We start from the raw sequence: 24,444 nt of genomic DNA, 5'->3' as shown, positions 1-24,444 counted from the left end.
GTGTGAGCGACGTCACCGGAAATGCCCACACCATCGTTAGTGGGGTATGTGTCGGTAACCGTCACCGTCCCCACGGGGGTCCCTTCGGGGTCGGTCAATTGGATCTGTTTGGGCGCCTCGTCGGCGATCTCGCGCGGAATCACCAGAGAGGGGCCCTCATCCGAGGGGCCGAACCGGGCATCCGGTCCGAGCGCCCCCAGTTGCATGAGCTCGAGGTCGTCGAGCTCTGTGGGGGACGGAGTCAGCTGCGGGACGGAGCTTCGGGGGTCTGCCACGGCGGTCATTGTGCCAGTAGGTTCTTTGGCGGCAGTCGTGACATGGGAGCATGTCCCGCTAGGGTGCCGTTGGCCGCTACGGTGGCTGCCGCAACAGACGAGAGGCGACGTACTTGATGCGCACGCATGCTGATTACCGGCTCAGCCAGCTGGACGAACTGGAATCGGAATCCATTCACATCTTTCGTGAGGTCGCGGCGGAGTTCGAGAAGCCCGTCCTCATGTTCTCCGGGGGTAAGGACTCGATCGTCATGCTCCGGCTCGCGGAGAAGGCGTTCTACCCGGCGCGGATTCCCTTCCCTGTCCTGCAGGTGGACACCGGCTACGACTTTCCCGAGGTGCTCGCGACCCGCGACAACTGGGTCAACCGGCTGGGGCTTCGCCTGATCGTGGCCTCCGTCGAGGAGGCCATCAAGGACGGCATCGTCGTCGATGACGGTAAGACCAGCCGCAACCGCCTCCAGATCGGCACGCTTCTCCACGTCATCGAGGAGAACGGCTTCACGGCGGCGTTCGGTGGCGGGCGCCGCGACGAGGAGAAGGCGCGCGCCAAGGAGCGCGTCTACTCCCACCGTGACGACTTCGGTCAGTGGGACCCGAAGAACCAGCGCCCCGAGCTGTGGAACCTCTACAACGGCAAGCTGCACGAGGGCGAGCACATGCGCGTCTTCCCGCTGTCGAACTGGACCGAGCTCGACATCTGGCACTACATCGGCCGCGAGGGGATCGAGATCCCCGCCATCTACTACGCGCACGACCGCCGCGTGTTCCGCCGCGACGGCATGCTGCTGTCCGAGAGCGAGTACAACCCGCTGCGGGACGGCGAGGTCGTCGAGGAGAAGCGGGTCCGGTTCCGCACCGTCGGCGACCTAACGCTGACCGGATGCGTCGAGTCCACCGCGTCGACAATCCCCGAGATCATCGACGAGATCGCCGTCGCACGCGTGACCGAGCGTGGCGCCACGCGCGGTGACGACCGCTTCTCCGAGGCCGCGATGGAAGACCGCAAGCGAGAGGGTTACTTCTAAATGGATCTGCTCAGGTTCGCCACCGCCGGCTCGGTCGATGACGGCAAGTCGACCCTCATCGGGCGCCTGCTCCTGGACTCCAAGGCGATCTTCGAGGACCAGCTCGAGTCCGTCGAGACCACGTCGAAGTCCCGCGGCTACGACTACACCGATCTCGCGCTGCTGACGGACGGCCTGCGTTCGGAGCGGGAACAGGGCATCACCATCGATGTCGCCTACCGCTACTTCGCCACGCCGAAGCGCAAGTTCATCATCGCGGACACGCCCGGGCACGTGCAGTACACCCGCAACATGGTCACCGGTGCCTCCACCGCTGACCTCGGGCTCGTGCTCGTCGACGCCCGGGCCGGCCTGACCGAGCAGTCCCGCCGCCACGCCGTGCTGCTCTCGCTCCTGCGGGTGCCGCACCTGGTGCTGGCCGTGAACAAGATGGACCTGGTCGACTACAGCGAGAAGGTCTACCAGGACATCTACGACGAGTTCACCGCGTTCTCCACCAAGCTGAGCATCCCGGACCTCGAGGTCATCCCGATCTCCGCCCTCCAGGGCGACAACGTGGTCAACCGTTCCGAGAACATGCCGTGGTACGAGGGACCCTCCCTCATCCACCACCTCGAGAACGTCCACGTGGCTTCGGACCGCGACCTCATTGACGCCCGACTGCCCGTCCAGTACGTCATCCGGCCGAAGTCGGACGAGCACCACGACTACCGCGGTTACGCCGGCCAGCTCGCCGGCGGCGTCCTCAAGCCGGGCGACGACGTGATGGTTCTCCCGAGCGGCCTGACGAGCAAGGTGGCCGCCATCGACGTCTTCGACCGTGAGGTGGATGAGGCGTTCCCGCCGATGTCGATCACGGTGCGGCTCGAGGACGATCTGGACGTCTCGCGCGGCGACATGATCTGCCGGCCGCGCAACGCGCCTGTGGCCGCGCAGAACATCGACGCCATGGTCTGCTGGATGACGACGTCGCCGCTCAAGCCGCGGCAGAAGCTCGCCATCAAGCACACCACCCGCAACGCCCGCACCCTGGTCAAGGACATCCAGTACCGGCTGGACATCAACAGCCTGCACCGCGACCAGGACGCACAGGAGCTCGGCCTGAACGAGGTGGGGCGGGTGCAGCTGCGCACCACCGTCCCGCTGCTGTGCGACACCTACGAGGAGAACCGCACCACCGGCGCGTTCATCCTCATCGACGAGGCGACCGGCAACACCGTCGGGGCCGGCACGATCCTCGAGGCCAGCTGAATGCGCGGCGAGGAGTTCGCGGCGGACCTCGCCACCTCCGCCGGCGAGGTGCTGCTCGCCATCCGCAAGGAGCACCTCGCCGCCGGAACTGCGGAGGGCAAGGCGCTGGCCAAGGCGGGCGACCGCGGAGCCCAGGAGCACATCGCGGAACGGCTGGCGGCCGAGCGTCCCGACGACGCCGTGCTCTCCGAAGAGGCCGCAGACGACCTGCGCCGTCTGGAGAGCGAGCGGGTCTGGATCATCGACCCGCTGGACGGCACCCGGGAGTACTCCGAGGACCGACACGACTGGGCCGTACACGTCGCACTCTGGGAGCGTGGCTCCTTGACGGCTGGTGCGGTGGCACTGCCCGGGCTGGGCACCACGCTGTCCACCGCTGGCGAGTTCCCGGACCTCGGGCCGCCGGCTGAGCCGATCCGGCTCGCCGTCTCCCGCAGCCGGGCGTCAGACCTGGTCAAAGCGGTCGCCGCCGAGTACGGCGCCGAACTGGTGCCGATGGGCTCCGCCGGATACAAGGTCAGCGCCGTGGTCCGCGGAGAGGTCGACGCCTACGTCCACTCGGGAGGCCAGTACGAGTGGGACTCGGCGGCCCCCGTGGCCGTGGCTGCCGCGGCGGGCCTGCACACGAGCCGCATCGATGGATCGGCGCTGGAGTACAACCGCGAGGATCCCTATCTGCCAGACCTGCTGGTGTGTCGCCCAAGTCTTGCGAAAGGGCTCCTCGAGATTATTGGTCAACATCAGGCGGTCTGACGATCGCAGCTGCTCAGCGCCTCTTGCCCTCAGAACGTCGTCTACGTTCCCGATGGGAAGCTTGCGCCACTGACTGGTATGCGAAAATGACGCCAAGAGCCGCGCAACTGTAAGGGACAACGGTGGGACTCAACGAGTATCTGAGTGTGCTGTGGAAGCGATGGATCACTGTCGCCCTGCTCGCGGTTGCCGGACTTGCTGCGGGTGCCTTGCTCGCACTCACTGCGACACCGTCGTACCAGGCCACATCGCGAACGCTACTGTCTATGGACCTAGGCGACACCCTCGGGCAGGCTCGGCAGGGGACCAACTTCACGCGTGACCAGATGGCGACCTACGCAGAGGTGGCGTCATCCCCGCTCGTACTTCAGCCGGTTGTCGAAGACCTTGACCTCGACGTCAGCCCGCAGGCGTTAAGCAATTCGGTCAGCGTAGAGATTCCCACCAACACGACGATCCTTGAAATTACGGTGGTCAACGCGAGCCCCCAGCAGGCAGCAAGCGTCGCAAACGCCATCAGCTCGGAGCTCACTTCGGCGGTTGACAGATTTGCACCAGGAGGCTCGGATGGCGAACCCGCTGTCGAAGCAACGGTCTTGAGCGAGGCACAAACACCGGCCGCGCCGACGTCGCCAAACGTTGGCCTCAATCTCGGCCTGGGCCTCGGCCTTGGCCTGTTGCTCGGCGTAGGGCTAGCCGTGCTTCGGGAGACGCTTGACACAAAGGTTCGGAGCGACCGTGACATCGCTCAAGTTACTGAGACTCCAGTGATCGGCAACATCGTCTTTGAGGATGCTGGTGCGTCCCATCCAGTCTTTATGCATGCCGATGCACGTGGTCATCGCGCGGAAGCCATCAGGCGCCTTCGTACGAATCTGCAGTTCGTCGACCTGACTGAACGCCCCAGTTCCATCGTCGTGACGTCTTCAGTCCCAGGTGAAGGTAAGAGCACCACGGCAATCAACTTGGCAATATCTCTCGCGGATGCTGGGGGCCGGATTTTACTCATCGACGCTGACCTGCGCAAACCATCAGTCGGCGAGTACCTGGGCCTGGAGAGTCGAGCCGGCCTGACAACGGTACTCATCGGCCGGGCTCAGCTCGAAGACGTCGTGCAGCAGGCAGCAAGTTCTTCCTTGGAGGTTCTGCCTTCTGGGCAGACTCCGCCAAATCCCAGCGAGCTGCTGGGATCAAAGGCGATGGTCAACTTGCTCGCCCGTGCAACTCGGGAATACGACCACGTCATCATCGACAGCCCACCATTGCTGCCGGTGACGGACGCCGCCGTTCTGAGCAAGCTCACGGGGGGCACACTCCTTATAGCTGGCGCCGACCGCATCCATCGCGCTCAGCTGAGTGAGTCCGTCGGAGCGCTGGAACGGGTTGATGCGCACATGCTCGGCGTGGTTCTGAACAAGGTTGAGCGTCGTGAGCGGGACAAGTACTACTACCGCTACGACAGCTACGACGACTCGACACCAAGCGGGCAGGCTAAGCCAGCACGCGTGGTGACTGACGACGCCGTGCGTCCAGCGCCGTCCAAGCAAGAATCCGTTCCGAGCGAAGTTCAAGTCGTTACGACGCCTGAGAACGGTCATCGAGTTCGGACGACCTGGCCAGGCGAGTCTCTTGCCTCACTAAACGATCGCAGGCGCGGGACGAACTAAGCCGCCAGCGGCGAGTCGAGGGAGGAGCTGGCGCATGGACGCAGTCCGGGAGCCATCATCCGAGCAGGCCCGGCGGGTGGCGTTGTCCCTCGTCCTGATGTTTTTCGGGATGCTGCTGAGCCACAAGATCGTTGGACGTCTCGCATTCTCGAACATCGCGCAGCTGGCATCGTTGGTAACTCTTTTTAGCGCCTTTCCGCATGTGCTGCGCCCACGAGACGTCGGCTGGATCCTCTTGTCTTGTGGCGCCGTGATCGCCGCGGCACTTTCGGTGTACTCCGCGTACGGGTACGAGGCTCAACCGCAGCACGCGGTCTTCTTCCTGGCTGCAGGAATCTATTTGGTGGCGTGGTACCGAGCGACGCGCACCTACCGTTTGGTTGACATCACAGAGAGTGCCGTCCGGTGGACGATCCTTCCTATATTGGCCTACGTATCGATCCACACGGCAGTGGACCTCGCGGCCGGGGACGTCTACACGGACATGGGCTTCGACGACAAATCCCACGCCGCGGTAGCGATTGGGGTGTATGCATTTGTGGCGCTGAGACTTTGGCGGAATGCGGTCAAGCTGCCCATCGCGGGCGCTTTCATGCTCCTGTCGCTTCTCACTGCGTCGCGCCTCCCGTTGTTGATGGTGCCCTTCTTCGTCTTGGCGTTCATCGTGGAGTATCGGCACACCAGGCGACTTGCGGACTCGGTATGGAAGGTCTACGTCTGTCATGTCACCGTCATTGTCGGCGCAATAGGCACCCTTGTTACTCTCGTTAATAACTGGGATTCATTCCACGTGTTTTCCCGCGTTGGGGAGAACGCAAACTCGTCGTCCCAATCCTCGACCGAGGCGCACCTGCTTCTTATCCAGTTCGGCATCCAGATCAAGTTCGACAACGTGCTCAACGTCTTGCTTGGGGTAACACCTGGCGGCTTTGCGGGAACTGTGTACCGGAGCGGTATTGACATCAGTGAGATCCCGTCGGGAGGTGGCGGCGCAAGTATCGCCGCCGGAACTGCACCGATGCATTCGACACACACATCGATCTTCGCGGAATTTCCGCTCCCGATTTTCGTTCTCTATGCCGTCCTGCTTGTATGGCTGCTCGTCCGGCTTGTTCGTCGGCGTGACAATGTCTTGGCACTCGGGCTCATGGGATTCGTTGCCGCGACGATGTTCTACAGCAGTCACAATGAGGTCTATTTTTATGCGATATTGGCGCTCTTCATCGCTGAGGCAAGTGGTCCCGCTCCTGAAGCAGACGTAGGCCCCGTAAGAGGCACTCGTATACCGCGGCGGGCATTGCGTGGGATTTCGACGCCCCGCGCGTTGGCCGTATGAGTCTCAGAGGGTCGTAGCAAGGTGGATGGCTGAGCTAGGTGGCGAGAAGGGGTGCGCGTGGTAAGGCGGAGAGGCTCAATCGTCCGGGTGCTTCAGGTGGCGGTACCGCCATCGGAAGGCGGGAACCCCTATGTGGGGCTACTTATGGCCGGCATGCCGTCACACGTCAAATCTGATTTCTTCAGTTGGCGAAAGGCGCTGTTTCGGACCTATGACGTATTGCACGTCCACTGGCCGGAACGCTTCTACCGCCACCACTCGATGGCTGGCACTATCGTAAAGCGGATACTATTCGCGGTAATACTTGTGCGTCTGCGAGTGTCGGGCGGGGTCGTAGTCCAGACCGTGCACAATCCGGAGCCACATGAGGCCGGTGACGTCGGCGAGCGGGTCTTAAATCGCCTGATGAGGCTAGCGACGCGGGGCTGGATCAGGCTCAACGAGTGGACACCCGTGGGGGCTCGGTCGAACGTGGCAACCATTCCGCACGGTCATTACCGCGATTTGTACACGACTGAAAACGATGTGAAGCCGCGCCGAGGCGCCCTACTCTTTTTTGGTCGGATAAGGCCGTACAAGGGCGTTGAGGAGTTAATCTCGGCATTAGGGGGCGTCCGACGAGAGGGTGTGACACTGCGGATTGCTGGTCTTCCGCTCTCATCGAGTTATGGCGCTGAGATAGCCCGCCGGGCTCAGGGATCACCGTCGATCGAGCTCGACCTACGACGGCTGTCCGATGATGAATTGGCCAAGTACGTTAGAGATGCGCAGCTCGTTGTCCTGCCATACAGGGAGATGCACAATTCCGGCGCACTGCTATTGAGTCTCTCCCTTGGCCGCCCAGTGCTCGTGCCTAGCAACGATGTCACGCGTGAGTTCGCAAACGAGGTTGGGCATTCGTGGGTCTTGTTGTATGACGACGAGCTTTCAGCTGACGACCTGGAACGAGCGTTGGCCGAGTCGGAGGCGGCCGGGACTCGGGGTCGGCCCGACTTGTCGAGACGGGATTGGGGACCCATTGCGTCAGCCACGGCAGACGTGTACGGGAAGGCACTCGGCTTGCTGGCGGGCGATGGCGTGAAGCTACAAGAGCGGCGGCCGACCGCCCAGCTCGGAGTGCGCACTGATGGCGGCCGAGCAGAGGACACTGGGGGAGTCGAGTGACGTCACCGAGGTGGTCACTGATCACGGTAACCTATAACAGCGCCGAGGCGCTGCGACGGTTCGAAGTCGGACGTGGCGTAGGCGATGACGTGGAGTGGATCATCGTTGATAACGCGTCTGTCGATGACTCGGTAGATGTCGGCCGGTCGTATGGGGCGCGCATCATTGAGTTAAGGGAGAACCGCGGATTCTCCAGAGCAAATAACGTGGGGCTGGCCGCCGCGTCGGGGCGATATGTTGGCTTTGTCAATCCCGATCTGGCGGTCCGTGGTGCCGATCTTCCGCGCATTGCAGCCCACCTTGATCGAGGGCGGGAGCACCTTGTAGTTCCCCAACTGTTGGGGCCTGACGGGCGTGACCAACCCAACGGTAGGGGGGTGCCAACTGTTGTTCGTAAGGTTCGGAACCGTTCTGCTAGCCCTAGCACGGGGTATCGCGTGGTCGCGGAACCAGGCGAGGACAGATATGTTGCTTGGGCGATGGGCGCGGCAGTTTTCGGGCTCCGGGGCACGTTTGAGGCGCTCGCCGGGTGGGATGAGCGGTTCTTTGTCTATTACGAGGACCACGACCTGGGCCTGCGCGCGTGGCGCCGAGGGGTTCCGGTAGTCCTACACGGCGGGATTCGTTGGGTGCACGGATGGGCACGGGAAACCACCGAGTTGCGCGTGCGACCGTGGATGCTCGAGATTCAGGGTGCGTGGAAATTCTACACTCGGTATCCGCATCTGCTGCTCCATCACAAACTGCATGCGCGGCGCGACCCGGAATTCCGATTCGCGGTAGGTCGGCGCACAACTGAGTTCGTTTGAACGCCGAAACCATTGCGTCTGAGAGGCGCGGGCCCTACGGGCACGTGCTTGCAGCGTGGGACGGCTGTGTTGCCCGCGACGCGCAAAGGCCCACCACCTTCCGTGAAGTGATTCGTCCGGCGTGACGACCCTAAAACGGAGTCGAGCTTCACCGCTTTCCGGGCGTATGGCTGGGAAGCCGATCACGAGCGGCTGCTGGTGCGAAAGCGTATGTTACAAGCTCGTTAAGAATGCGGCCCGTGCGTGCGCGTGGGTGTGTAGCAATGACCATAGCCACATGCGATGATGCTCGCATGGCACGTCCCCGAAAGTCCTACAGCGAACGCGTCCGCTTCTGGCGCCGCGTGGAGTACGTGGCCCTCGGTGTCATGGTGGTAGCGACCGCCATCCTCCTATACGCGCTGTTGCGCTGATCAAGGCATGAGCACCCTCGCGACCGCACCGCGACGGGCGTCCCATGCGCGCCGTCGTCGGCGCGGCGGCGGTGGCCCCGTCACGTGGTTCATCGGGTTTATCGGTGAGCTTCTACTGACGGCAGGGCTTGTGCTCGGGCTTTTCGTTGTCTGGCAGCTCTTCTGGACGGACGTCGAGGCGCACCGTGAACAGGCGCAGGCGCTCGAGCATCTGCGTGAGTCCATCACTGTTCCCGCTGACGGACCGACTGCCGACGGCCCGCGAACTGATGCGCCCCCCGCCATGGATGCGCCAGCGGAAGGCGAGGACTTTGGTGCGCTCTATGTCCCGAGATGGGGCGAGCGTGCCGGGCAGGTGCCCATCGCAGAAGGAGTCGGGCGGCACGACGTGCTCGACCGTGGTCGAGCCGGGCACTTCCCCCAGACGGCGATGCCGGGCGAGGTCGGCAACTTCGCGCTGGCTGCCCACCGCCAAACCTACGGCGCGGCCTTTCATCAGATCGACCGGCTCGAAGAGGGCGACCGCCTCATCGTGCAGACCGGGCAGGCGTGGCTGGTCTACGAGGTGACGGGATCGGAGATCATCCTCCCCGAGGAGACGGACATCCTTGCGCCGGTGCCTGGCGAACCGGGCGTCGAAGCCACAGATCGACTCATCACATTGATCACGTGCCACCCGCTGTGGAGTACGGCTGAGCGCTACGTCGTACACGGTGAGTTCGTCGAGTGGTACCCGCCGAGCCAGGACATGCCCGACGAGCTGACGGAGGGGAACTGATGTACGCGGCGATCTGGCGGGTACTCCCCGGGCCCACCTGGCTGAAGATCATCGAGGCGCTTGTGCTCGCTCTCGCCGTGGTCGGCGTCCTCTTTACCTGGGTCTTTCCCTGGGCCGCCGAGGAGCTCAACCTCCTCGACCCGACGATCGGTGAGCCGGCCTGAACCAGGCGTGTGCCGCACTACTAGGTGCGCACCATCACAGCCGTTAGCGGTGGTAATTACCTAAGCTAACGGATAACCTGGGACGCATATGAGCGATCCTGCTGACCCCTCGATGGCGCCCCGGAAAGGAGATCGCCGGCCCGATCTGGCGACCAACCTCCGGGTGGCCGTGCTTCGACTGTCTCGTCGGCTACGCACGGAGTCCACGCTCGAGGTCAGCGAGGCACAGCACTCGGTGCTCTCGGCACTGTTTCACCTCGGCCCGATGACGCCGGGGAAACTGGCGGAGCACGATCACGTCCAGCGTCCCTCCATGACTCGTACCGTGGCGTCGCTCGAGGAGCGCGGCTTCGTCGTGCGAACCGGTGATGAAACGGACAAGCGCCGCGTCGTGGTCGACGTGACCGACAAGGGCCGTGACCTGGTCATGGAGATCAAGCGCCGCCGGACGGCTTGGTTACACAAGCGTCTCGCCGGGCTCACGTCCGACGAACGGCAGGCCCTCAGTCAGGCTGCCACGATCCTGCGAAGGATGGTGGATGAGTGAGTCGCACCTTCTACTCGCTGCGCTACTTCAACTACCGGCTGTGGTTCGCCGGCGCCCTCGTGGCCAACATCGGCACGTGGATGCAGCGCGTCGCCCAGGACTGGCTCGTCCTCACACATCTCACGAACGACTCCGGCTTCGCCGTCGGCGTCGTCACTGGGCTGCAGTTCCTGCCCATTCTCCTGCTCGGGCCGTATGCGGGCGTGCTTGCCGACCGACTCCCACGCCGCAAGCTCCTCATGGCCACCCAAGGTGGCATGGGCATCCTTGGCCTCGGCCTCGGTATCCTCGTACTCAGCGGGCACGCCGAGTTGTGGCACGTCTACGGCTTTGCTCTGCTCCTGGGGCTGTTCTCGGCGTTCGACGCCCCGGTGCGGCAAACCTTCGTGGCGGAGCTTGTCCCTGCCAAGGACATGCCCAACGCCGTCGGTCTCAACTCGACCTCGTTCAACGCCGCCCGGCTCATCGGTCCCGCCACCTCGGGTCTTCTCATGGCGGCTGTCGGACCGGGATGGGCGTTCATCATCAACGGTGTCACCTTCGGCGCGACCATCCTCGCCCTGGTGTTTATGCGCCGCGGCGACCTCATCACAATGCCGCACACCGAGCGCGGCAAGGGGCAACTACGCGCCGGTGTCTCGTACGTGCAACATCGCAGCGACCTCGTCGTCATCCTCGTCATCGCAGGCATCGTCGGCGCGTTCGGGCTGAACTTCCAGCTCACATCGGCCGTGATGGCGCGCGAGGCCTTCGGGCTCGGCGCGGGGGAGTACGGACTGCTTGGCTCGATCCTCGCCGTCGGTTCGTTGACCGGTGCTCTGATGGCGGCGCGGCGGCGCAACCCCCGGGTTCGCACGGTGATCCTCGCTGCCTTCGGCTTCGGCGTGACGATGCTGCTGCAGGCGATAGCGCCCGTCTACGAGCTGTACGCCGCCCTCTGCATCCCTGTCGGGTACTTCTCCTTGACCATGCTCACCGCGGCGAACACCACGGTGCAGATGTCGACCGACCCCGTGATGCGTGGCCGTGTCATGAGCCTGTACATGATGGTGGTGCAGGGCACGACGCCCATCGGTTCTCCCATCGTCGGTTGGGTCGCCGAGCAGCTCAGTGCTCGCTGGGCGGTCGGTGTGGGAGGAATCGCGTCGGTGGCGGTGGCGCTCGTTGCCGCCGCGTGGGTCAAGCGCACGTGGCAGGTCGAGGTGCGATACTCGTTGCGAAACAGACCGCACCTCGTGACGGTGGGACCCCGCGAACGGTCTGCGGCGGTCGCCCAGCGGGCTGCTAGAGAGCGCACGCGGGAAGAATTGGCTGCTGAGGAAGCGCAGCAGGCTGCCGAGAAGGCCTAATGTGATCAGCATCACTGTGCGAGCGTGACTATCCGGGCGTACGCAAGATCGCATTGGCCCTTTAGGCCTAGTCGGGGGTATGTCGTGGCATGTGGTTGCGCGAGCGCCCCCAAATCGTGCTGCCGGTCGAGGGCGTGCCGCCGTGCCGTCACGGCAAAGTCATCCGTCATTTCCCAATCGACTATTTGGGGCACTCCCTGCTGGCGGCTACCATCGGTCGCGCCAGCAGCAACCGAATGTGGGGGACTTGGGAGCGGATCGAGTGGCGACGACGGAAAGCCGTCTTGACGTGCGCCATCTCTGGCCAGCGGGCTCAGAGGGGCGCGTGGTGGCTGCGCGCTGGTTCGAAAGGTATCGCTACGCGATATTCGTCACAGACCTCGTGATGATCGTTGCCGCTCTGCTGGTTGCCCAACACACCCGGTTCGGCGACGCCGACCGTCGCGTCGTCGCCGGCCCGTTTGAGATCGATTACGGCTTCGCGGCCCTGCTGGTTGAGCTGATCTGGGTCCTAGCCCTCACCGCGACCGACTCACGAAGTAGGCGCGTGATCGGGGCGGGTCTCGAGGAGTACCGGCGTGTGGTGACCGCGACGTTTGGGACGTTCGGGTTCATCGCTGTGACCTCGTATCTCTTCCAGATCCAGTTCTCGCGGTTCTACTTCGTGGTGGCGTTGCCCGTGGGGCTCCTGCTACTGCTGAGTGGTCGATTCGGTTGGCGGATGGTACTGACGTCCTTGCGGAATCAGGGGCGAGCCATGGCCGGGGCGGTCATCGTCGGGGACCAGGACGAGGTTGAACACACGCTAAAGGAGCTCCGTCGCCACCCGGAGGCGGGATACAAGCCAGTAGCAGTCGCCATCGTCGGACCTGAGAACCCCGCCGAGGCTGCAGATCCACTGTTGTCTACACTGCCACGCTTGGCGATGGACGAGATTCCGGTACTCGCGGACGATCCGCGAATCGCCGCGGTGATGATTGCCGGGAGTGTTTCTCGGTCACGGATTCGCGAGCTGGCTTGGAACCTTGAGAGCTCAGCGGTCGAACTCATCATGGTTTCACGGCTCACCGACGTCGCTGGTCCGCGCACGCACATGAGCCCCGTGGACGGCTTGCCGATGGTTCACGTGGACCTGCCGCAGTACACAGGAATGAACGTCGTAGCGAAGCGCGCGATGGACGTCGTCCTCGGCGGAGCGGCGCTGTTGGTGTTGTTGCCTCTCTTCGCTGCCGTAGCTGTCGCCATCAAGCTGGACGACCGCGGACCCGTCATGTTCACGCAGGAGCGGATCGGGCAGAACGGTAAACCGTTCACGATCCACAAGTTCCGCACCATGGCCGTGGACGCTGAGGCGCGAATGGCTGATCTCATTGCCGAGCATGGTGGTCAGGCGCTGCTGTTCAAGCTCGAGAAGGACCCCCGGGTTACTCGTGTCGGAGCTTTCCTGCGTAAGTACTCGATCGACGAGCTGCCTCAGTTCTGGGATGTCCTCGTTGGTAACATGAGCGTCGTCGGTCCTCGTCCCCAAGTAGCGCGCGAGGTCGAGCAGTATGAGCAACATGTTCATCGGCGGCTCCTGACAAAGCCAGGTATCACCGGCTTGTGGCAGGTGAGCGGACGGTCGACTCTCTCTGTCGAAGACAGTGTCCGGCTGGACCTGCGCTACGTGGAGAACTGGTCCATCAGCGGCGACATCGTACTTATTCTAAAAACGATCAGGGCAGTGCTTCGACCCGATGGGGCATACTGATCGGGCTACGCGTCTCAAGCCGACTCGAATGTGACGACGTACGAGCTGCCTTGAGAGCGAGTTAAATCTACAGAGAGCGTAATTCCGGGCGCTAACCTGTGTACCGTGATTCGCGGATCGCTAGAAATCACGTGCGACGCCGATTCGTTCAGATTGATCCGGAGTCGCCCTTCGTACGATTGCGTGGGGTCGGCTACGATCAGAGACATCTGGTCACGGTCGCGTACTCGGAGGACTGAGGCTGGTCCATGACATGTGATTCCGCCGACCGTCGGAGCCCCGTTTCGCCAGAAATTGGCCGCGAGGACGTCTTCGCGCCGGACAGCCTGCACGTAGTTCGTGTTCGCTAGGACGTCGACAGCTGGCTGCCGTGCGTAAGACGCGGTGGTGTCGGTAGTCGCGCCGGGTAGCAAGATGTAGCTGTAGGTCTTCTGCACGGGGTCAGTGCCGTGGTCGATCCAGAGCGTAACAAAATCGCGGCGGTGCTCAGTGGCGTCGCGATGTGGCGGGCTGTTGTTGATGTCCGACCAGGCGCCAGTACGACTCTCTTGGCGGACGTGTATCTCCGTGGGATCGGGGAAGACGTAACCAATGCCACTATCAGACGTGGGCCCCGCGAGGTGTAACCAGCTTGACTCGCGGAGAGTTTCGTCGGTCGGCCAGCCGTGTAGAGCAGAACCGTCGACTGTCAGTGTCTGTGCGTTACGATTGATAACCTTTCGATTTTCGACTACCGTCTGAACCCGTTCACCGGACGATCCATTGATGTCGGTTCCGAGTGCGACGATCTCATCACCGAGCAGAAACCACGACTTTTTGCCCGTAAGAGCGGATTCGTCCGGACCGTCAGTGAAGGTCCGGAAATCCATTCCTATCGCTGCCAGGCTCGCGAATGTCGCGCCGCCGGCCCACTCCTTGTCGCTAAGGTAGCCCGCACCAAACGCGTTGGGGCGGTCCCCTACGGGCACGGTAGTTCCTGGGATGCTCGTAGGGTCGATCGTCGGCCAGTAGTGGTCGTCGTAGTGGGCAAGGTCGCTGTTGTACAAGTAGGTTGCGCCAGATCCGGTGTGCCAGCCCTTGAGGTTCTCGGTGTTCGCCGATTCGTATGTGGCGATACGCGACGACGACATTGCAATCGCGAACGTAAAGTTTGGTCGCCGGTGTACGACCCGGTCCATTGCTGGAAAGACCCGAGTCACCTGAGAAGGTGCTCGCGGCACGGTGTCAGGGTCGTCGGTCAGCGCTTTTGCGTATATTATCGTTCCGATGTCGCGCGTATTGTAAACGTCGGTAAACTGTTCCTCTTCGAGTAGATGCCGAGCTAGACCTTTCAAAGGAACCGAGCGGTGGGAGTCAACTGAAAAGGCTAGGTGTACCAGAGCTTGGGTGGCGCTTCGACCCGCGGCATGATCCTGACTGTCCTGGCGTGCGATGTAGCGTCCGCGCACCGGGCTTAGGAATGATCCTCTGTAAAGCCACGGTTCGAACCCTATGTCGATCCAATCGAGCAGCTCGGACAGGTCTGACCGCTGCAATTGCCATGGCGATCCATCGAGGAGGTGCACGAACCACGCCGTGGACGCGACGACCGCCAAGCCGTAGCCGCCGGTATATGGATGTTGTTCGTGCTGGATGAACGAGCCGTCGCGATAGAAGCCGTCACCTGCGTCGACGAACGTTAGGGCCGGTGCGATGCCGTCGCGTGCCGCGGTAAGCATTCTGTCGTCGTCGACGAGGGCGGCTCGTTGTGCGACGACTCGACTCGTCCAAATGCGATTAGCGCCAGTATGGTCTGGCTGCGGGCAGAACTTGTTCACCGCCGTCATGTATGCGTCGCGACGTGCCTCATCAACGTCGTCGTAGAGTAGGAGAACGGCGCTGGTCAGCTGTAACGGCGTCCCGATTTGCCAGTTGTACCAGTTGCCAGCCTGCTCAAGCGATTCGTTGTACCGGTTCTCGTACAGCCAGTCGAGTCCGCTGAGAAGCTGCGCACGTACTTCCGGTTCCCGCTCGAATTCGGATCCAGCGGTGGCGTAGGCGCGAGCGATCGCCTCAATCCGGGCGAAACTGCGACGAGTGTCTAGGGACTGTCGGTTCTCGTTTCCCTCAAATGGGAGGTCGCGCCACAGGTACGCGCGACGGTCGGACGTCTCGAGTGTTGCCAGGTGTTCCTGGGCGAGGGCGTCAACCCTCCCGATAGCCGCCTGCACTTCTGGAACCGGGGTGGATCGGTTATCGGTGCTACCGCTCACCAGGCGCCGCCACCGGCCGCGCAGAGAGTCAAACGGGTTATCCGCGTCCTCGTCACAGGCATGAAGGCCTAGGGGGACGCCAAACAACATTGTGGCGCCACCTAAGGTGAGCGCGCCTACTCGCAAGAGCTGACGCCTTGTGACGGGGGGAGACGGTCCCTCTGAGTCGTCGACAGGCTCGGTCAATGGACTCCTCGGAGTCGAGGCGTATCGGCGGCCATGATGTGGTGCGCTGGACCCACGTAAGGTCCGTTACGGAGATCCTCGCCAATGTTAGGTCTTGGCTCCCTGCGGTCGCGGCAGTTTCGCGTCGCTACCCGTGCTGGCCCTGGGTTGCTAGGGTTCCCCTGGTACGGACCTGCCCCCGTTTGCGCGGTGATTGCGTCACCGCAGGGAAGGTGGTCATGCGCCAGAAGATCTTCGGTGTAGGCCTAAACAAGACCGGAACCACGACGTTGTGTCGTGCTCTCGAACATCTCGGGTACTCGAGCTTTCATCACGCGTCGGTGATCTACCCTCCGCAGCGCGTAGAGCGCTTCGCATCGAGGGCCATCAGTGACGGGCGTCACCCGTTCGCCGATCTGCGAGGCCTTATGAGGTTCGATGCCTACTTCGACATTAGGGTCATTGAACGTCAGTTCGAGGAGTTTGATCGATGGTTTCCAGGAAGCAAGTTTATTCTTCACACGCGCAACTTTGATGACTGGATGCGTAGTCGCATGAAGCACGTCCACCGGAATGAAGGAAGTCGCGTGCGCAACTGGCAGGATATTGACGCGGACGATTGGGAACGTCTGTGGCGCGAGCAGCATGAGCGTGTGCGACGTTATTTCTCCGATCGTCCAGATGACCTCCTTGAGATTGACGTCCCGGCGGGAGATGGCTGGGAGAAGCTTGCGCCATTCCTTGGTGCGGACGTGCCCGCCGTACCTTTCCCACGATTGAATGTCGAAGGATCGGGTACACGTGAGGCCCCAAGCCGCAATCGTCGGGCTCGTGTCGTGCGGGGAGTCGGACGTTCGTTGAGGGACTCACTGTGGCAATTGCGAACACCGCGGTGAAGCGGTCTAAGTAAGAGCGGACTCAATTCCCTCGACTAGGTAAGGGCCCAACGTCTTAGCGTACGTGGCCGTGATGTGGCCACCGGTGTCTCGGTAAACGATGACGTTCCCAATTGTTGCCGGACAAGTCTCGTCGCGGCAGAAGTAGTCCGTTGCGTCGACGACAGGTATGTCAATCATGGACGCGGCATTCGCCAAGGCATCGCGTTGCACGAACGCCTGCTCGGTTGGCGTTCCACAGTCCCGGGAAAGGCGGAAGGGTAGTCTTGCTACGCAAGACAGCGCCTGCTGTTCCACATCCGGTCGATCGCCTATCACGACAACGTCGGTGCCAGCCTCGACGACGGGGGTCATGTAGTGATGGTATTCGCTGAACGGACCGCCGTAGGCTCGGCTCTCGGTTGCGATGACGAGGTCAAAGCCACCTGCAAGTAGCCGGTTCTGCACTTCTGGCATGTGCTCAGAGCAGTTCGAAGTTTGCGTACGCTGCCAGCGGCACCCGTTACCAACGAACGTCGTCACGTGCCAGTTGGCAGCTTCGAGTTGAGGCACGAGCGCTGGAAGCAAATCTGCAGCGTGACTGTCGCCCACGAGGGCGACGGAGAGGGCCTCCGGATGGTTGGGACCGTAGTCACAGCTCTTGAACGGATCTCCTGCGAACATGTAGCAGTCGTACCCGTTCCCACGGTCGTCGGCGGCACTGCGTGGCGCGGGACTCGCCCCGTCCTCGGGATTAAGTTCGACGCACCGATGGTTAGGGTCCATCGCTGCTGCGCCGACGCAGTTGTTTCGATCGGCGTCAGTTTCACCAGCAAGCACTAGGGGCACAGTGACCGGCTCTGGTTGCTGAGCGGTGGTCGCGGCGCCGAGGCCGGTGCAAAGGACGGCGACGGCGACGCCGCCGGCGATATAGCGGGCCGTTCCACGGCTCGGCCGATGTATACGGCCGATACGCGGTCTGTGAAACCAGGTACCAATACGGGCTGGCTTCTCGATGTAGCGATGGGAGAGGCTCGCTGCTACGAACATCATCACGAGACCGATTAGGTAGTAGCCTGCCGAACCTGCGGGAAGCACTGTCGGCAGAAGGACGGCGACAGGAAAGTGCCAGAGATACAAGCTGTAGGAAATCTCGCCAACGTACTGACTTGCACGGTTCGTCAGTAGCCGTGGCGCAGCGCGGTCGCCCTCACCGGCGATCAAGACGGCCGCTGTCGAGAGCACGGGAACCAGCGCCCACGGCGCGGGGAAGCCCTCTCCCTCGGGCACAACGACGATTGCGAGACCGATTCCTCCCAGGCCGATCCAGCTAAGCGTTCGTCGGGTTCGAACTAAGCGGACCGAAAGCGGCCGCGCACACACGGCGACGAACGCGCCGATGCCAAGCTCCCATGCACGCGAGAAGGTCGAGAAGTACGCGGAGCGCACGTCCGTGCCCGTCTCGTAGAAGGCCCACGCGAGCGAAAGTGCGGAAATGAGTGCGATCGTAATGGCAGCGACCATTGGAGCTTGATCACGGTGCCATCCGCGGTACCGCACACCGAGGAGAAGGATGCCGAGGAGGAGCCAGGGCCAGACGAGATAGAACTGCTCCTCGACAGCCAGCGACCAGTAGTGCTGAAGTGGCGACGGCGGTTGGTCCTGCTCAAAATAATTTGTGCCTGTTCGTGCGAACCACCAATTCGCTACAAACGTGAAGCTGGCCGCGGCATCTTCGATGACCGACCTCGTGCTGACCCAGCCGCGCAGCGCGAAAGATATGCAAACCGTGAAGCCGAGTGCGAATGTTGCGGCCGGGACGATTCGCTTGATACGCCTCACGTAGAAGTTCAGGAATGAGATTCTCCCGTACCTCCCGTATTCGCGCAGCAATAGTCCCGTTATGAGGTAACCCGAGATAACAAAGAAGACGTCGACGCCGACGAATCCACCTCTGGGCCAGCTAAGGAGATGGTCAGCGACCACGGCGAGCACAGCGACGGCGCGCAGGCCTTGGACGTCCCTCCTGAAGTGTGCAGTCGGTTTGCGTCCCGTCTTGGCGTCGGGCAGCGTCGTCCCGGTCATGCGTGGGTCCCCCAGGTTCTACACAAGGCCGTGTCCAGCAACTGACGCTATCGGTGGATAGTCGTGCTCGTACACGCGCTGGCCTCATGTCCCCGAGTTCATCGCTGTGTCACAGACGTGTGGCATGCTCCCCCTGGTCGTTCACTACCGGAGGAGCAGGTCTTGCAGATCTCTGTCATCGGTTGCGGGTACCTCGGCGCGGTACACGCTGCGTCCATGGCGAAGTTGGGGCACGACGTTGTCGGCGTTGATACTGATGTCACCAAAGTCGAAGCGCTCGCGCGAGGAGAGGCCCCCTTTTTCGAACCCGGTCTGCCGGAGCTACTCCGGGACGTGGTAGCTACCGGGCGGCTTTCATTTACTTCAGACGTGGCTGATGTGGCAGACGCGCAAGTTCACTTCGTGTGCGTAGGGACGCCCCAACGCAAGGATGGCTACGCTGCGGACCTGAGCTACGTCGACTCCGCTGTGGATGCTCTTGCTCCACACCTTGCATCCGGAAGTCTCGTGGTAGGCAAGTCCACCGTGCCGGTCGGCACCGCGCGACGGCTCGAGCAGCTGGTCACCGCGATCCAGCCGGAGTCAGGTCTGGCATGGAACCCCGAGTTCCTGCGTGAAGGGTTCGCAGTCAAGGACACGCTGCACCCAGACCGGATTGTCTATGGGGTCGGAGAGTATGGGGTCGGCGGCGATTCTTTCCGTGCGGAAGCACTGTTGGACGAGGTGTATGAAGCCCCACTTGCGGAGGGGGCGCCGAAGCTCGTCACTGACCATGCGACCGCTGAACTTGTGAAGGTCGCCGCCAATTCCTTTCTCGCGACAAAAATTTCCTTCATAAACGCGATGGCTGAGCTGTGCGAGGCGACGGGTGCCGACGTCGCAGCGCTGGCCGACGCTATCGGTATGGACAAGCGGATAGGCCGAAAGTTTCTCAACGCTGGGCTTGGGTTTGGCGGTGGCTGCCTGCCGAAAGACATCCGTGCATTTATGGCGCGCGCGGGAGAGCTTGGTGCCGACCAGGCGCTCAGCTTCCTTGCTGAGGTTGACTCGATAAATATGCGCCGCCGCGTCCGGATGGTGGACCTAGCGAGGGAGGTGTGCGGAGGTACGGTTGTTGGGCGGCGCATTGCCGTGCTAGGCGCTGCATTCAAACCTGAGTCGGATGATGTGCGCGATTCGCCTGCGCTTAACGTTGCTGCGCAATTACAACTCCAAGGTGGTGACATTGTTGTAACGGATCCACAGGCGAACGCGAATGCTGCAAAGGTGTGGCCCACATTGAAGTTCGCCGATTCGGCCGATGAGGCAGCTGAGGGGGCAGATCTCGTACTGCTATTAACCGAGTGGCGTGCATTTCGTGAGCTCGATCCCGTGAGCTTTGGCGAGAAGGTAACTAGAAAGCGCATACTCGACGGGCGAAATGTGTTGGACCCGCAGCGTTGGCGTGAAGCCGGCTGGACGTATCGCGCCCTTGGTCGACCATGAGCGACGAGCACTCGAGGTGCAGTAACGGAAGTAGTGCGGGGCTGCAATGCTCACCCTGGGGAGAGCACCAGCTGGTCTTCGTTGGAGGCTTGCACCGTAGTGGAACCACCCTTCTGGGGCAGTTGATCGGCGGATCCGATAATGGTACGTCGCTTTCCGGAACCGGGGTGTATATGGACGAGGGGCAGCATCTGCAGGATGTATACCCGACGGGACTAGATCTCGGCGGTGTATCAAGATGGGCCCAGTCTCCTGGGGCTCACTTAACTCACAAGGACGCGCAGCGTACTCCGCAAGCTGCGATGCGCCTTTGGGAGGCCTGGAGTCCCCACTGGGATCTTTCTCGACGGATCCTCGTCGAGAAGTCACCTCCGAACCTTGTCAGAACATCGTATCTACGTGAACTGTTCCCGGGTGCCAAATTCGTCCTAATTATGCGACATCCAGTCAGTCAGGCTCTCGCGGTGTGGAAATGGGAGAAGCGGCTGCTGGTGCGCTACGGTGTAACGTTCAATTGGCTCATTGAACATTGGCTCGACGCACACGAAGCCATGCGAGAAGATATCGCAGGCCGTGACGATATCCTCTTGCTGAACTACGAGCACCTGATGACTTCGCCACGCAGCGAGTTCCTGCGACTAGCGAGCTTTCTCGGGCTTCAGGGAGGGCTCGACGGTGTCGAGGCCGTCCGTCCCGAGACGCAGTCACGCTACGCAGACCTGTGGGCCCGCCTCGAGCGCGGCGGTGGGAGGCCAGAGTTCGGGGACGGATTCGGTGGCTCGCTCCGGCGAAACCTTACCCGGGTCACGATGCCTGTACAGGGCTGGTTGATCCGCCGGCTGTATGCCGACCGTGTGAAGAGTTTCGGTTATGACATTAGTAGGCCTACATCTCCGCCCGCTGGCATGAATGCAGACTAGGGACGCGTCACGTGCATATAGCCCACCGAAATGGTACAACCAGAATCTCGTTCTCTACGAAGGCCGTCGAGTTCGCTCGCGCTCAGCTCCCCGAAGCGGATTTTGTGAACGAGCGTTTTGATACAAGCACGGGCGGCGCTCGTGAGCTCGTGCTCATTCTGAGCACCCCGCGCAGTGGGAGTACTTTCCTGTGCGATCAGCTGCGCATGCGAGCGGGGTTCGTGCCGCACGAGTATTTCGAACCGAAGTACTGCTTGCCGTACTTGGCCGCCCGTTGGGACTGTCTCGACGACGGTGAACTCAATGTCAGGCGGTACGCTCAGAGCCTGAGACGTCACCGGGTTGGTCGTTCGGGGCGCCTCGGGATCAATGTCCAGGGGTCGCAGTTGCCGCTGTTTGGCGAGTTCTTCGACCAGTTCGAGGATCTCGCGATCCGAGTGATCCGTGTACGACGCGGCGACCGCCTTGGTCAAGCGATCTCTTTCGCGATCGCGGAACAGACCCGCGGGTGGAGCAGACACTTCGCCAAGACGGGGCAGCCCACGTACAACTACGAGCACATCGCCCGTAAGGTCGACGACCTCGCCAAGCAAGAACTCGTGATTGACGCCTTCTTGAACAAGCATGGCCTCGAAAGTGTCGCCGTACAATACGAGGAACTCGTGTCGGATCCCACGCCTATAATATCTGGCGCGCTTGGCGAGGCGATTGTGCCGGAGGTGGGGGAAGCAGCACTGATTGCTAAGCAACGCGGCACGGTGAATGATGAGTGGCGAGAGAGGTACGAGGCTGAGAGCCTGACTCTGACCGAGCGCTATGCGCGGCAGACGGAGCCGGCGTCAGTCCCAAGGCGCCTCGTGAGCCGGGCTCGCAGAGAGTTGCGACGAGCACTTCGGTCGTCGGGAGGGCGGCGCCGGTGACACCCGATACCGGAGGTGATAGCAGGCGCCACCCAACAGTTTCGGTGATTATTCCGTGCAAAGACGGCGAGGCTACGGTTGGTGCACAGCTGCGGGCGCTTCTCCGCCAGAGCGCTCCAGTCGCCTTTGAGATTCTTGTCTGTGACAACGGCTCGACGGACGGGACCGCCCGTGTGGTGGATGACTATTCGGTTGCGGCCAATGGGGTGCGGCTAATAGACGCTTCAGATGCCGTTGGGATCAATCACGCGCGGAACGTTGGGCTCTCGGAAGCTCGCGGAGAGCTGATGCTTTTCTGTGATGCTGACGACGTCGTGCAGCCTGGTTGGCTTGCTGGACATTGGCGTGCTTACAGAGGGGGTGCAGACGTCTTGGCGGGACGTTGCATACGTGTGGGACCAGGCGGTCAGAGGTTCGGCGAGACGGGTTGGAACGATACGCTCAACTTCCTACCTTGGGCAACTGGCGCCAACTTCGGTATTTCTCGGGCAGTGCTCGAGAAGTGTGGGCTAATGGACGAAACGTACCGAGGCGGAGGTGATGAGACAGAATATTGCTGGCGGGCTCAACTTGCGGGATTTGAGCTTGCGTTCGTCCCTGACGCGCGCATCGATTACCGTCAGCGCGATGATGCGCGTTCCGCCTTTCGACAAGGTCTAGGCTACGGACGGTCTCACGTACGCTTGTACGTCGCGTATAACCCATCCGGCATGCGGCGTCCGTCTGTGGCTAAGGGGGTTCTGTCCACCGGCAGGGCAGTCGCGCGGACCGCACTTGCGTTGATGACCCGGTCGGATACGCTCCCGCAGCGCATGAAGGAACTTGGGATAAAGGTGGGTCGTATCCGTGAATCGGTCAAATCGAGGCGGCTGTTCATATGAAAGCGGTAACGCGAAGCCTATGCCTCGTCTTGGTCAGCGGGCGCACGATCCTGTGCGGCACTGCGGTGCTCCCTCTCGGTGGAACGCTGGTTCGGAGGTCCACCAGGCCTGCGCGCGGAGCCAAGCACAGATCGGGCTTCCCGCAACTGTGGCCGGGCAAGTAGAAGTAACGTCACGGCGCATGCCGCTGCAAAGATGCACGCAAGTGTGAGTAGTCGCGGCAAGGAGGTCATTTCATCGAGAAGGGGTCGGGTAGCGACTGTTAGACCGGCGGCTAGGGCGACGGGGAGTCCGACGCGCAGGAATGGCCCCCCGTACACGTGAAGCCCCATGCCGGTGTACTTCTTCAGCGAGTACATCCGCATCGGCCACGTGATCAAGGCGCGCGCCACACGCGCCCACGGGATGGCCATGACCCCGAAGGGCACGGCGGCGAACAGCAATGCGGCACCTAGGCCCTGGCGAGTGAGAGACATACGGAAGCCTGCGGCCGTGTGGCCGAGCGCGAGCAAGACGACTCGATCGGCCCGCGTCACAACACTAAGAGAGAACGCAACAGCAAGCACTGTCAGAAGTGGTGCGCTTGGCTCCCATTTGTCCCCAAAGATCAGCGTGATGGCCTCAGGTGCAGCGACGGCCAAGAACGCCAAGACGGGCAGGCTGGACATACTCGTACCGAGGGTCATGAGCGAAAAGGCGCGATGGATTCGTGAACGATCGTACTGGAGCCTCGCGAACGTCGAGAAGCTGACACGACCCACAACCGCCGTTACGAGTTCTACGACGATGTTCGCGGCGCGAAGCGCGACATAATAGTAGCCGAGCGCGGTCGTGCCGAAGAATGTTCCGACAATGAGGTTGTCGAGCTGGTTGCTTGTCGCGCTGATCACCTCGCTGCCCAGTATGAACATGTTGAGGGCCCACAAGTCGCGCAAGCTAGCGAGCGAGAATTTGAACCGCGGTCGCCAGCTTGATCGGATCCAGAGAATGGCGCATCCGATGACAGAGGTGCCGAGCATCTGAGCCACAAGCGCCCAAGGCCCCCCGCCGAGCACAGCAACGCCGATACCGAGCGAGCCGCCCGCAACAATTCCGCCGACCTGCCGGACCGCCAGCGCACGGAAGTCGAATGATCGTTCGAGGAGGCCGACTTGGACGGAGGCGATCGCCATCACTACGACGTTGATGCCGAGAGCGCGGAGGATCCAGGTAAGTATCGGCTCGTCGTAGCCCGCGGCGATGAGAGGTGATGCAAAAAAGAGCGCGGCATATATTGCTATGCCGAGCAGCAACGATGTCCAGAATGTCGTGTCGATGTCCACCGCACTGATCTTGGGGCGCTGCACAATGGTCTTCGCGAAACCTTGCTGCACCACTGATGTGAGGATGACAGTGAAGACGTTGGCCAACATGACCACGCCGTAGGCCTCAGGAGTTAGTATTCTCGCGAGGATCGCAAAGACAACGAGCGAAACGGTTCGACCGAGCCACTTCTCGAGGATCACCCAGCGGGTGGATCGAACAGCGGTCGCTCCGATGCTTTGTGGGCGCGGTTCTGCCAAGTTGTGAACCTCCGG

At 62.1% G+C, this 24,444-nt stretch carries 20 protein-coding genes; 17 read left to right on the top strand and 3 right to left on the bottom strand.

Annotation, left to right across the window (positions count from 1 at the left end; translation table 11 throughout):
- The first annotated feature begins 391 nt into the window (after positions 1-391).
- The 12 genes from cysD (at position 392) to ACFSE6_RS06030 (ending at position 13,284) form a co-directional block, all read left to right on the top strand.
- Positions 392-1,303 carry a sulfate adenylyltransferase subunit CysD gene (gene cysD / locus ACFSE6_RS06085; RefSeq protein WP_388003538.1) on the top strand — a complete coding sequence of 304 codons (912 nt, stop codon included), beginning with the start codon at positions 392-394 and terminating at the stop codon, positions 1,301-1,303.
- Positions 1,304-2,554 carry a sulfate adenylyltransferase subunit 1 gene (locus ACFSE6_RS06080; RefSeq protein ID WP_388003535.1) on the top strand — a complete coding sequence of 417 codons (1,251 nt, stop codon included), beginning with the start codon at positions 1,304-1,306 and terminating at the stop codon, positions 2,552-2,554.
- Positions 2,555-3,307 (top strand): 3'(2'),5'-bisphosphate nucleotidase CysQ, encoded by a 753-nt coding sequence (locus tag ACFSE6_RS06075; RefSeq protein ID WP_388003532.1) that lies wholly within the window; start codon positions 2,555-2,557, stop codon positions 3,305-3,307.
- 122 nt (positions 3,308-3,429) lie between these two features.
- Positions 3,430-4,974 (top strand): tyrosine-protein kinase domain-containing protein, encoded by a 1,545-nt coding sequence (locus ACFSE6_RS06070; RefSeq protein WP_388003529.1) that lies wholly within the window; start codon positions 3,430-3,432, stop codon positions 4,972-4,974.
- Positions 4,975-5,008: 34 nt separating this feature from the next.
- Complete coding sequence (locus tag ACFSE6_RS06065) at positions 5,009-6,310, top strand: hypothetical protein (protein ID WP_388003526.1); 1,302 nt, start codon at positions 5,009-5,011, stop codon at positions 6,308-6,310.
- 144 nt (positions 6,311-6,454) lie between these two features.
- Complete coding sequence (locus tag ACFSE6_RS06060) at positions 6,455-7,474, top strand: glycosyltransferase (protein ID WP_388004036.1); 1,020 nt, start codon at positions 6,455-6,457, stop codon at positions 7,472-7,474.
- Complete coding sequence (locus tag ACFSE6_RS06055) at positions 7,471-8,283, top strand: glycosyltransferase (RefSeq protein WP_388003523.1); 813 nt, start codon at positions 7,471-7,473, stop codon at positions 8,281-8,283. Before ACFSE6_RS06060 ends, ACFSE6_RS06055 begins: the two co-directional genes overlap by 4 nt.
- Positions 8,284-8,703: 420 nt before the next feature.
- Positions 8,704-9,474, top strand: coding sequence for a class E sortase (locus tag ACFSE6_RS06050; RefSeq protein ID WP_388003520.1), 771 nt, complete (start codon positions 8,704-8,706; stop codon positions 9,472-9,474).
- The gene (locus tag ACFSE6_RS06045; RefSeq protein ID WP_388003517.1) at positions 9,474-9,638 is read left to right on the top strand and encodes a hypothetical protein; all 165 of its coding nucleotides are present in this window, start codon (positions 9,474-9,476) and stop codon (positions 9,636-9,638) included. Before ACFSE6_RS06050 ends, ACFSE6_RS06045 begins: the two co-directional genes overlap by 1 nt.
- A gap of 88 nt (positions 9,639-9,726) precedes the next feature.
- Positions 9,727-10,185 carry a MarR family winged helix-turn-helix transcriptional regulator gene (locus ACFSE6_RS06040; protein ID WP_388003514.1) on the top strand — a complete coding sequence of 153 codons (459 nt, stop codon included), beginning with the start codon at positions 9,727-9,729 and terminating at the stop codon, positions 10,183-10,185.
- A complete protein-coding gene (locus ACFSE6_RS06035; protein WP_388003511.1) occupies positions 10,182-11,534 on the top strand; it encodes an MFS transporter in 1,353 nt (450 codons plus the stop codon). The genes ACFSE6_RS06040 and ACFSE6_RS06035 overlap by 4 nt, the downstream gene beginning before the upstream one ends.
- Positions 11,535-11,796: 262 nt before the next feature.
- Positions 11,797-13,284 (top strand): sugar transferase, encoded by a 1,488-nt coding sequence (locus tag ACFSE6_RS06030; RefSeq protein ID WP_388003508.1) that lies wholly within the window; start codon positions 11,797-11,799, stop codon positions 13,282-13,284.
- Positions 13,285-13,298: 14 nt separating this feature from the next.
- Here ACFSE6_RS06030 and ACFSE6_RS06025 read toward each other — a convergent pair whose 3' ends face one another.
- Positions 13,299-15,536, bottom strand: coding sequence for a polysaccharide lyase 8 family protein (locus ACFSE6_RS06025; RefSeq protein ID WP_388003505.1), 2,238 nt, complete (start codon positions 15,534-15,536; stop codon positions 13,299-13,301).
- A gap of 404 nt (positions 15,537-15,940) precedes the next feature.
- Between ACFSE6_RS06025 and ACFSE6_RS06020 the strand changes: the two genes are divergently transcribed.
- Positions 15,941-16,597 carry a sulfotransferase family protein gene (locus tag ACFSE6_RS06020; protein WP_388003502.1) on the top strand — a complete coding sequence of 219 codons (657 nt, stop codon included), beginning with the start codon at positions 15,941-15,943 and terminating at the stop codon, positions 16,595-16,597.
- Between the two features lie 6 nt (positions 16,598-16,603).
- Here ACFSE6_RS06020 and ACFSE6_RS06015 read toward each other — a convergent pair whose 3' ends face one another.
- Positions 16,604-18,661 carry an acyltransferase family protein gene (locus ACFSE6_RS06015; RefSeq protein WP_388003499.1) on the bottom strand — a complete coding sequence of 686 codons (2,058 nt, stop codon included), beginning with the start codon at positions 18,659-18,661 and terminating at the stop codon, positions 16,604-16,606.
- A gap of 162 nt (positions 18,662-18,823) precedes the next feature.
- On the opposite strand from ACFSE6_RS06015, the gene ACFSE6_RS06010 reads away from it, so the two are divergent.
- The 4 genes from ACFSE6_RS06010 to ACFSE6_RS05995 all read left to right on the top strand — a co-directional run bounded on the left by ACFSE6_RS06010 (position 18,824) and on the right by ACFSE6_RS05995 (position 22,867).
- Positions 18,824-20,146 (top strand): UDP-glucose dehydrogenase family protein, encoded by a 1,323-nt coding sequence (locus ACFSE6_RS06010; protein ID WP_388003496.1) that lies wholly within the window; start codon positions 18,824-18,826, stop codon positions 20,144-20,146.
- The gene (locus tag ACFSE6_RS06005; protein ID WP_388003493.1) at positions 20,143-21,066 is read left to right on the top strand and encodes a sulfotransferase family protein; all 924 of its coding nucleotides are present in this window, start codon (positions 20,143-20,145) and stop codon (positions 21,064-21,066) included. The genes ACFSE6_RS06010 and ACFSE6_RS06005 overlap by 4 nt, the downstream gene beginning before the upstream one ends.
- A gap of 104 nt (positions 21,067-21,170) precedes the next feature.
- Positions 21,171-21,986: a Stf0 family sulfotransferase gene (locus ACFSE6_RS06000; RefSeq protein ID WP_388003490.1), complete on the top strand. Its 816-nt coding sequence runs from the start codon at positions 21,171-21,173 to the stop codon at positions 21,984-21,986.
- Positions 21,983-22,867 (top strand): glycosyltransferase family 2 protein, encoded by an 885-nt coding sequence (locus tag ACFSE6_RS05995; protein ID WP_388003487.1) that lies wholly within the window; start codon positions 21,983-21,985, stop codon positions 22,865-22,867. The genes ACFSE6_RS06000 and ACFSE6_RS05995 overlap by 4 nt, the downstream gene beginning before the upstream one ends.
- A gap of 17 nt (positions 22,868-22,884) precedes the next feature.
- Here the strand turns inward: ACFSE6_RS05995 and ACFSE6_RS05990 are convergent, their stop codons facing one another.
- Positions 22,885-24,429, bottom strand: a complete 1,545-nt coding sequence (locus ACFSE6_RS05990) for a lipopolysaccharide biosynthesis protein (RefSeq protein ID WP_388003484.1) — start codon at positions 24,427-24,429, stop codon at positions 22,885-22,887.
- Between the last annotated feature and the right edge of the window lie 15 nt (positions 24,430-24,444).

Source organism: Georgenia deserti (genome assembly GCF_042680605.1).
GTDB classification, from domain to species: Bacteria; Actinomycetota; Actinomycetes; order Actinomycetales; family Actinomycetaceae; genus Allobogoriella; species Allobogoriella deserti.
The sequence above is the reverse complement of the archived record's forward strand: the minus strand, read 5'-3'. Positions and strand labels throughout refer to the sequence as shown.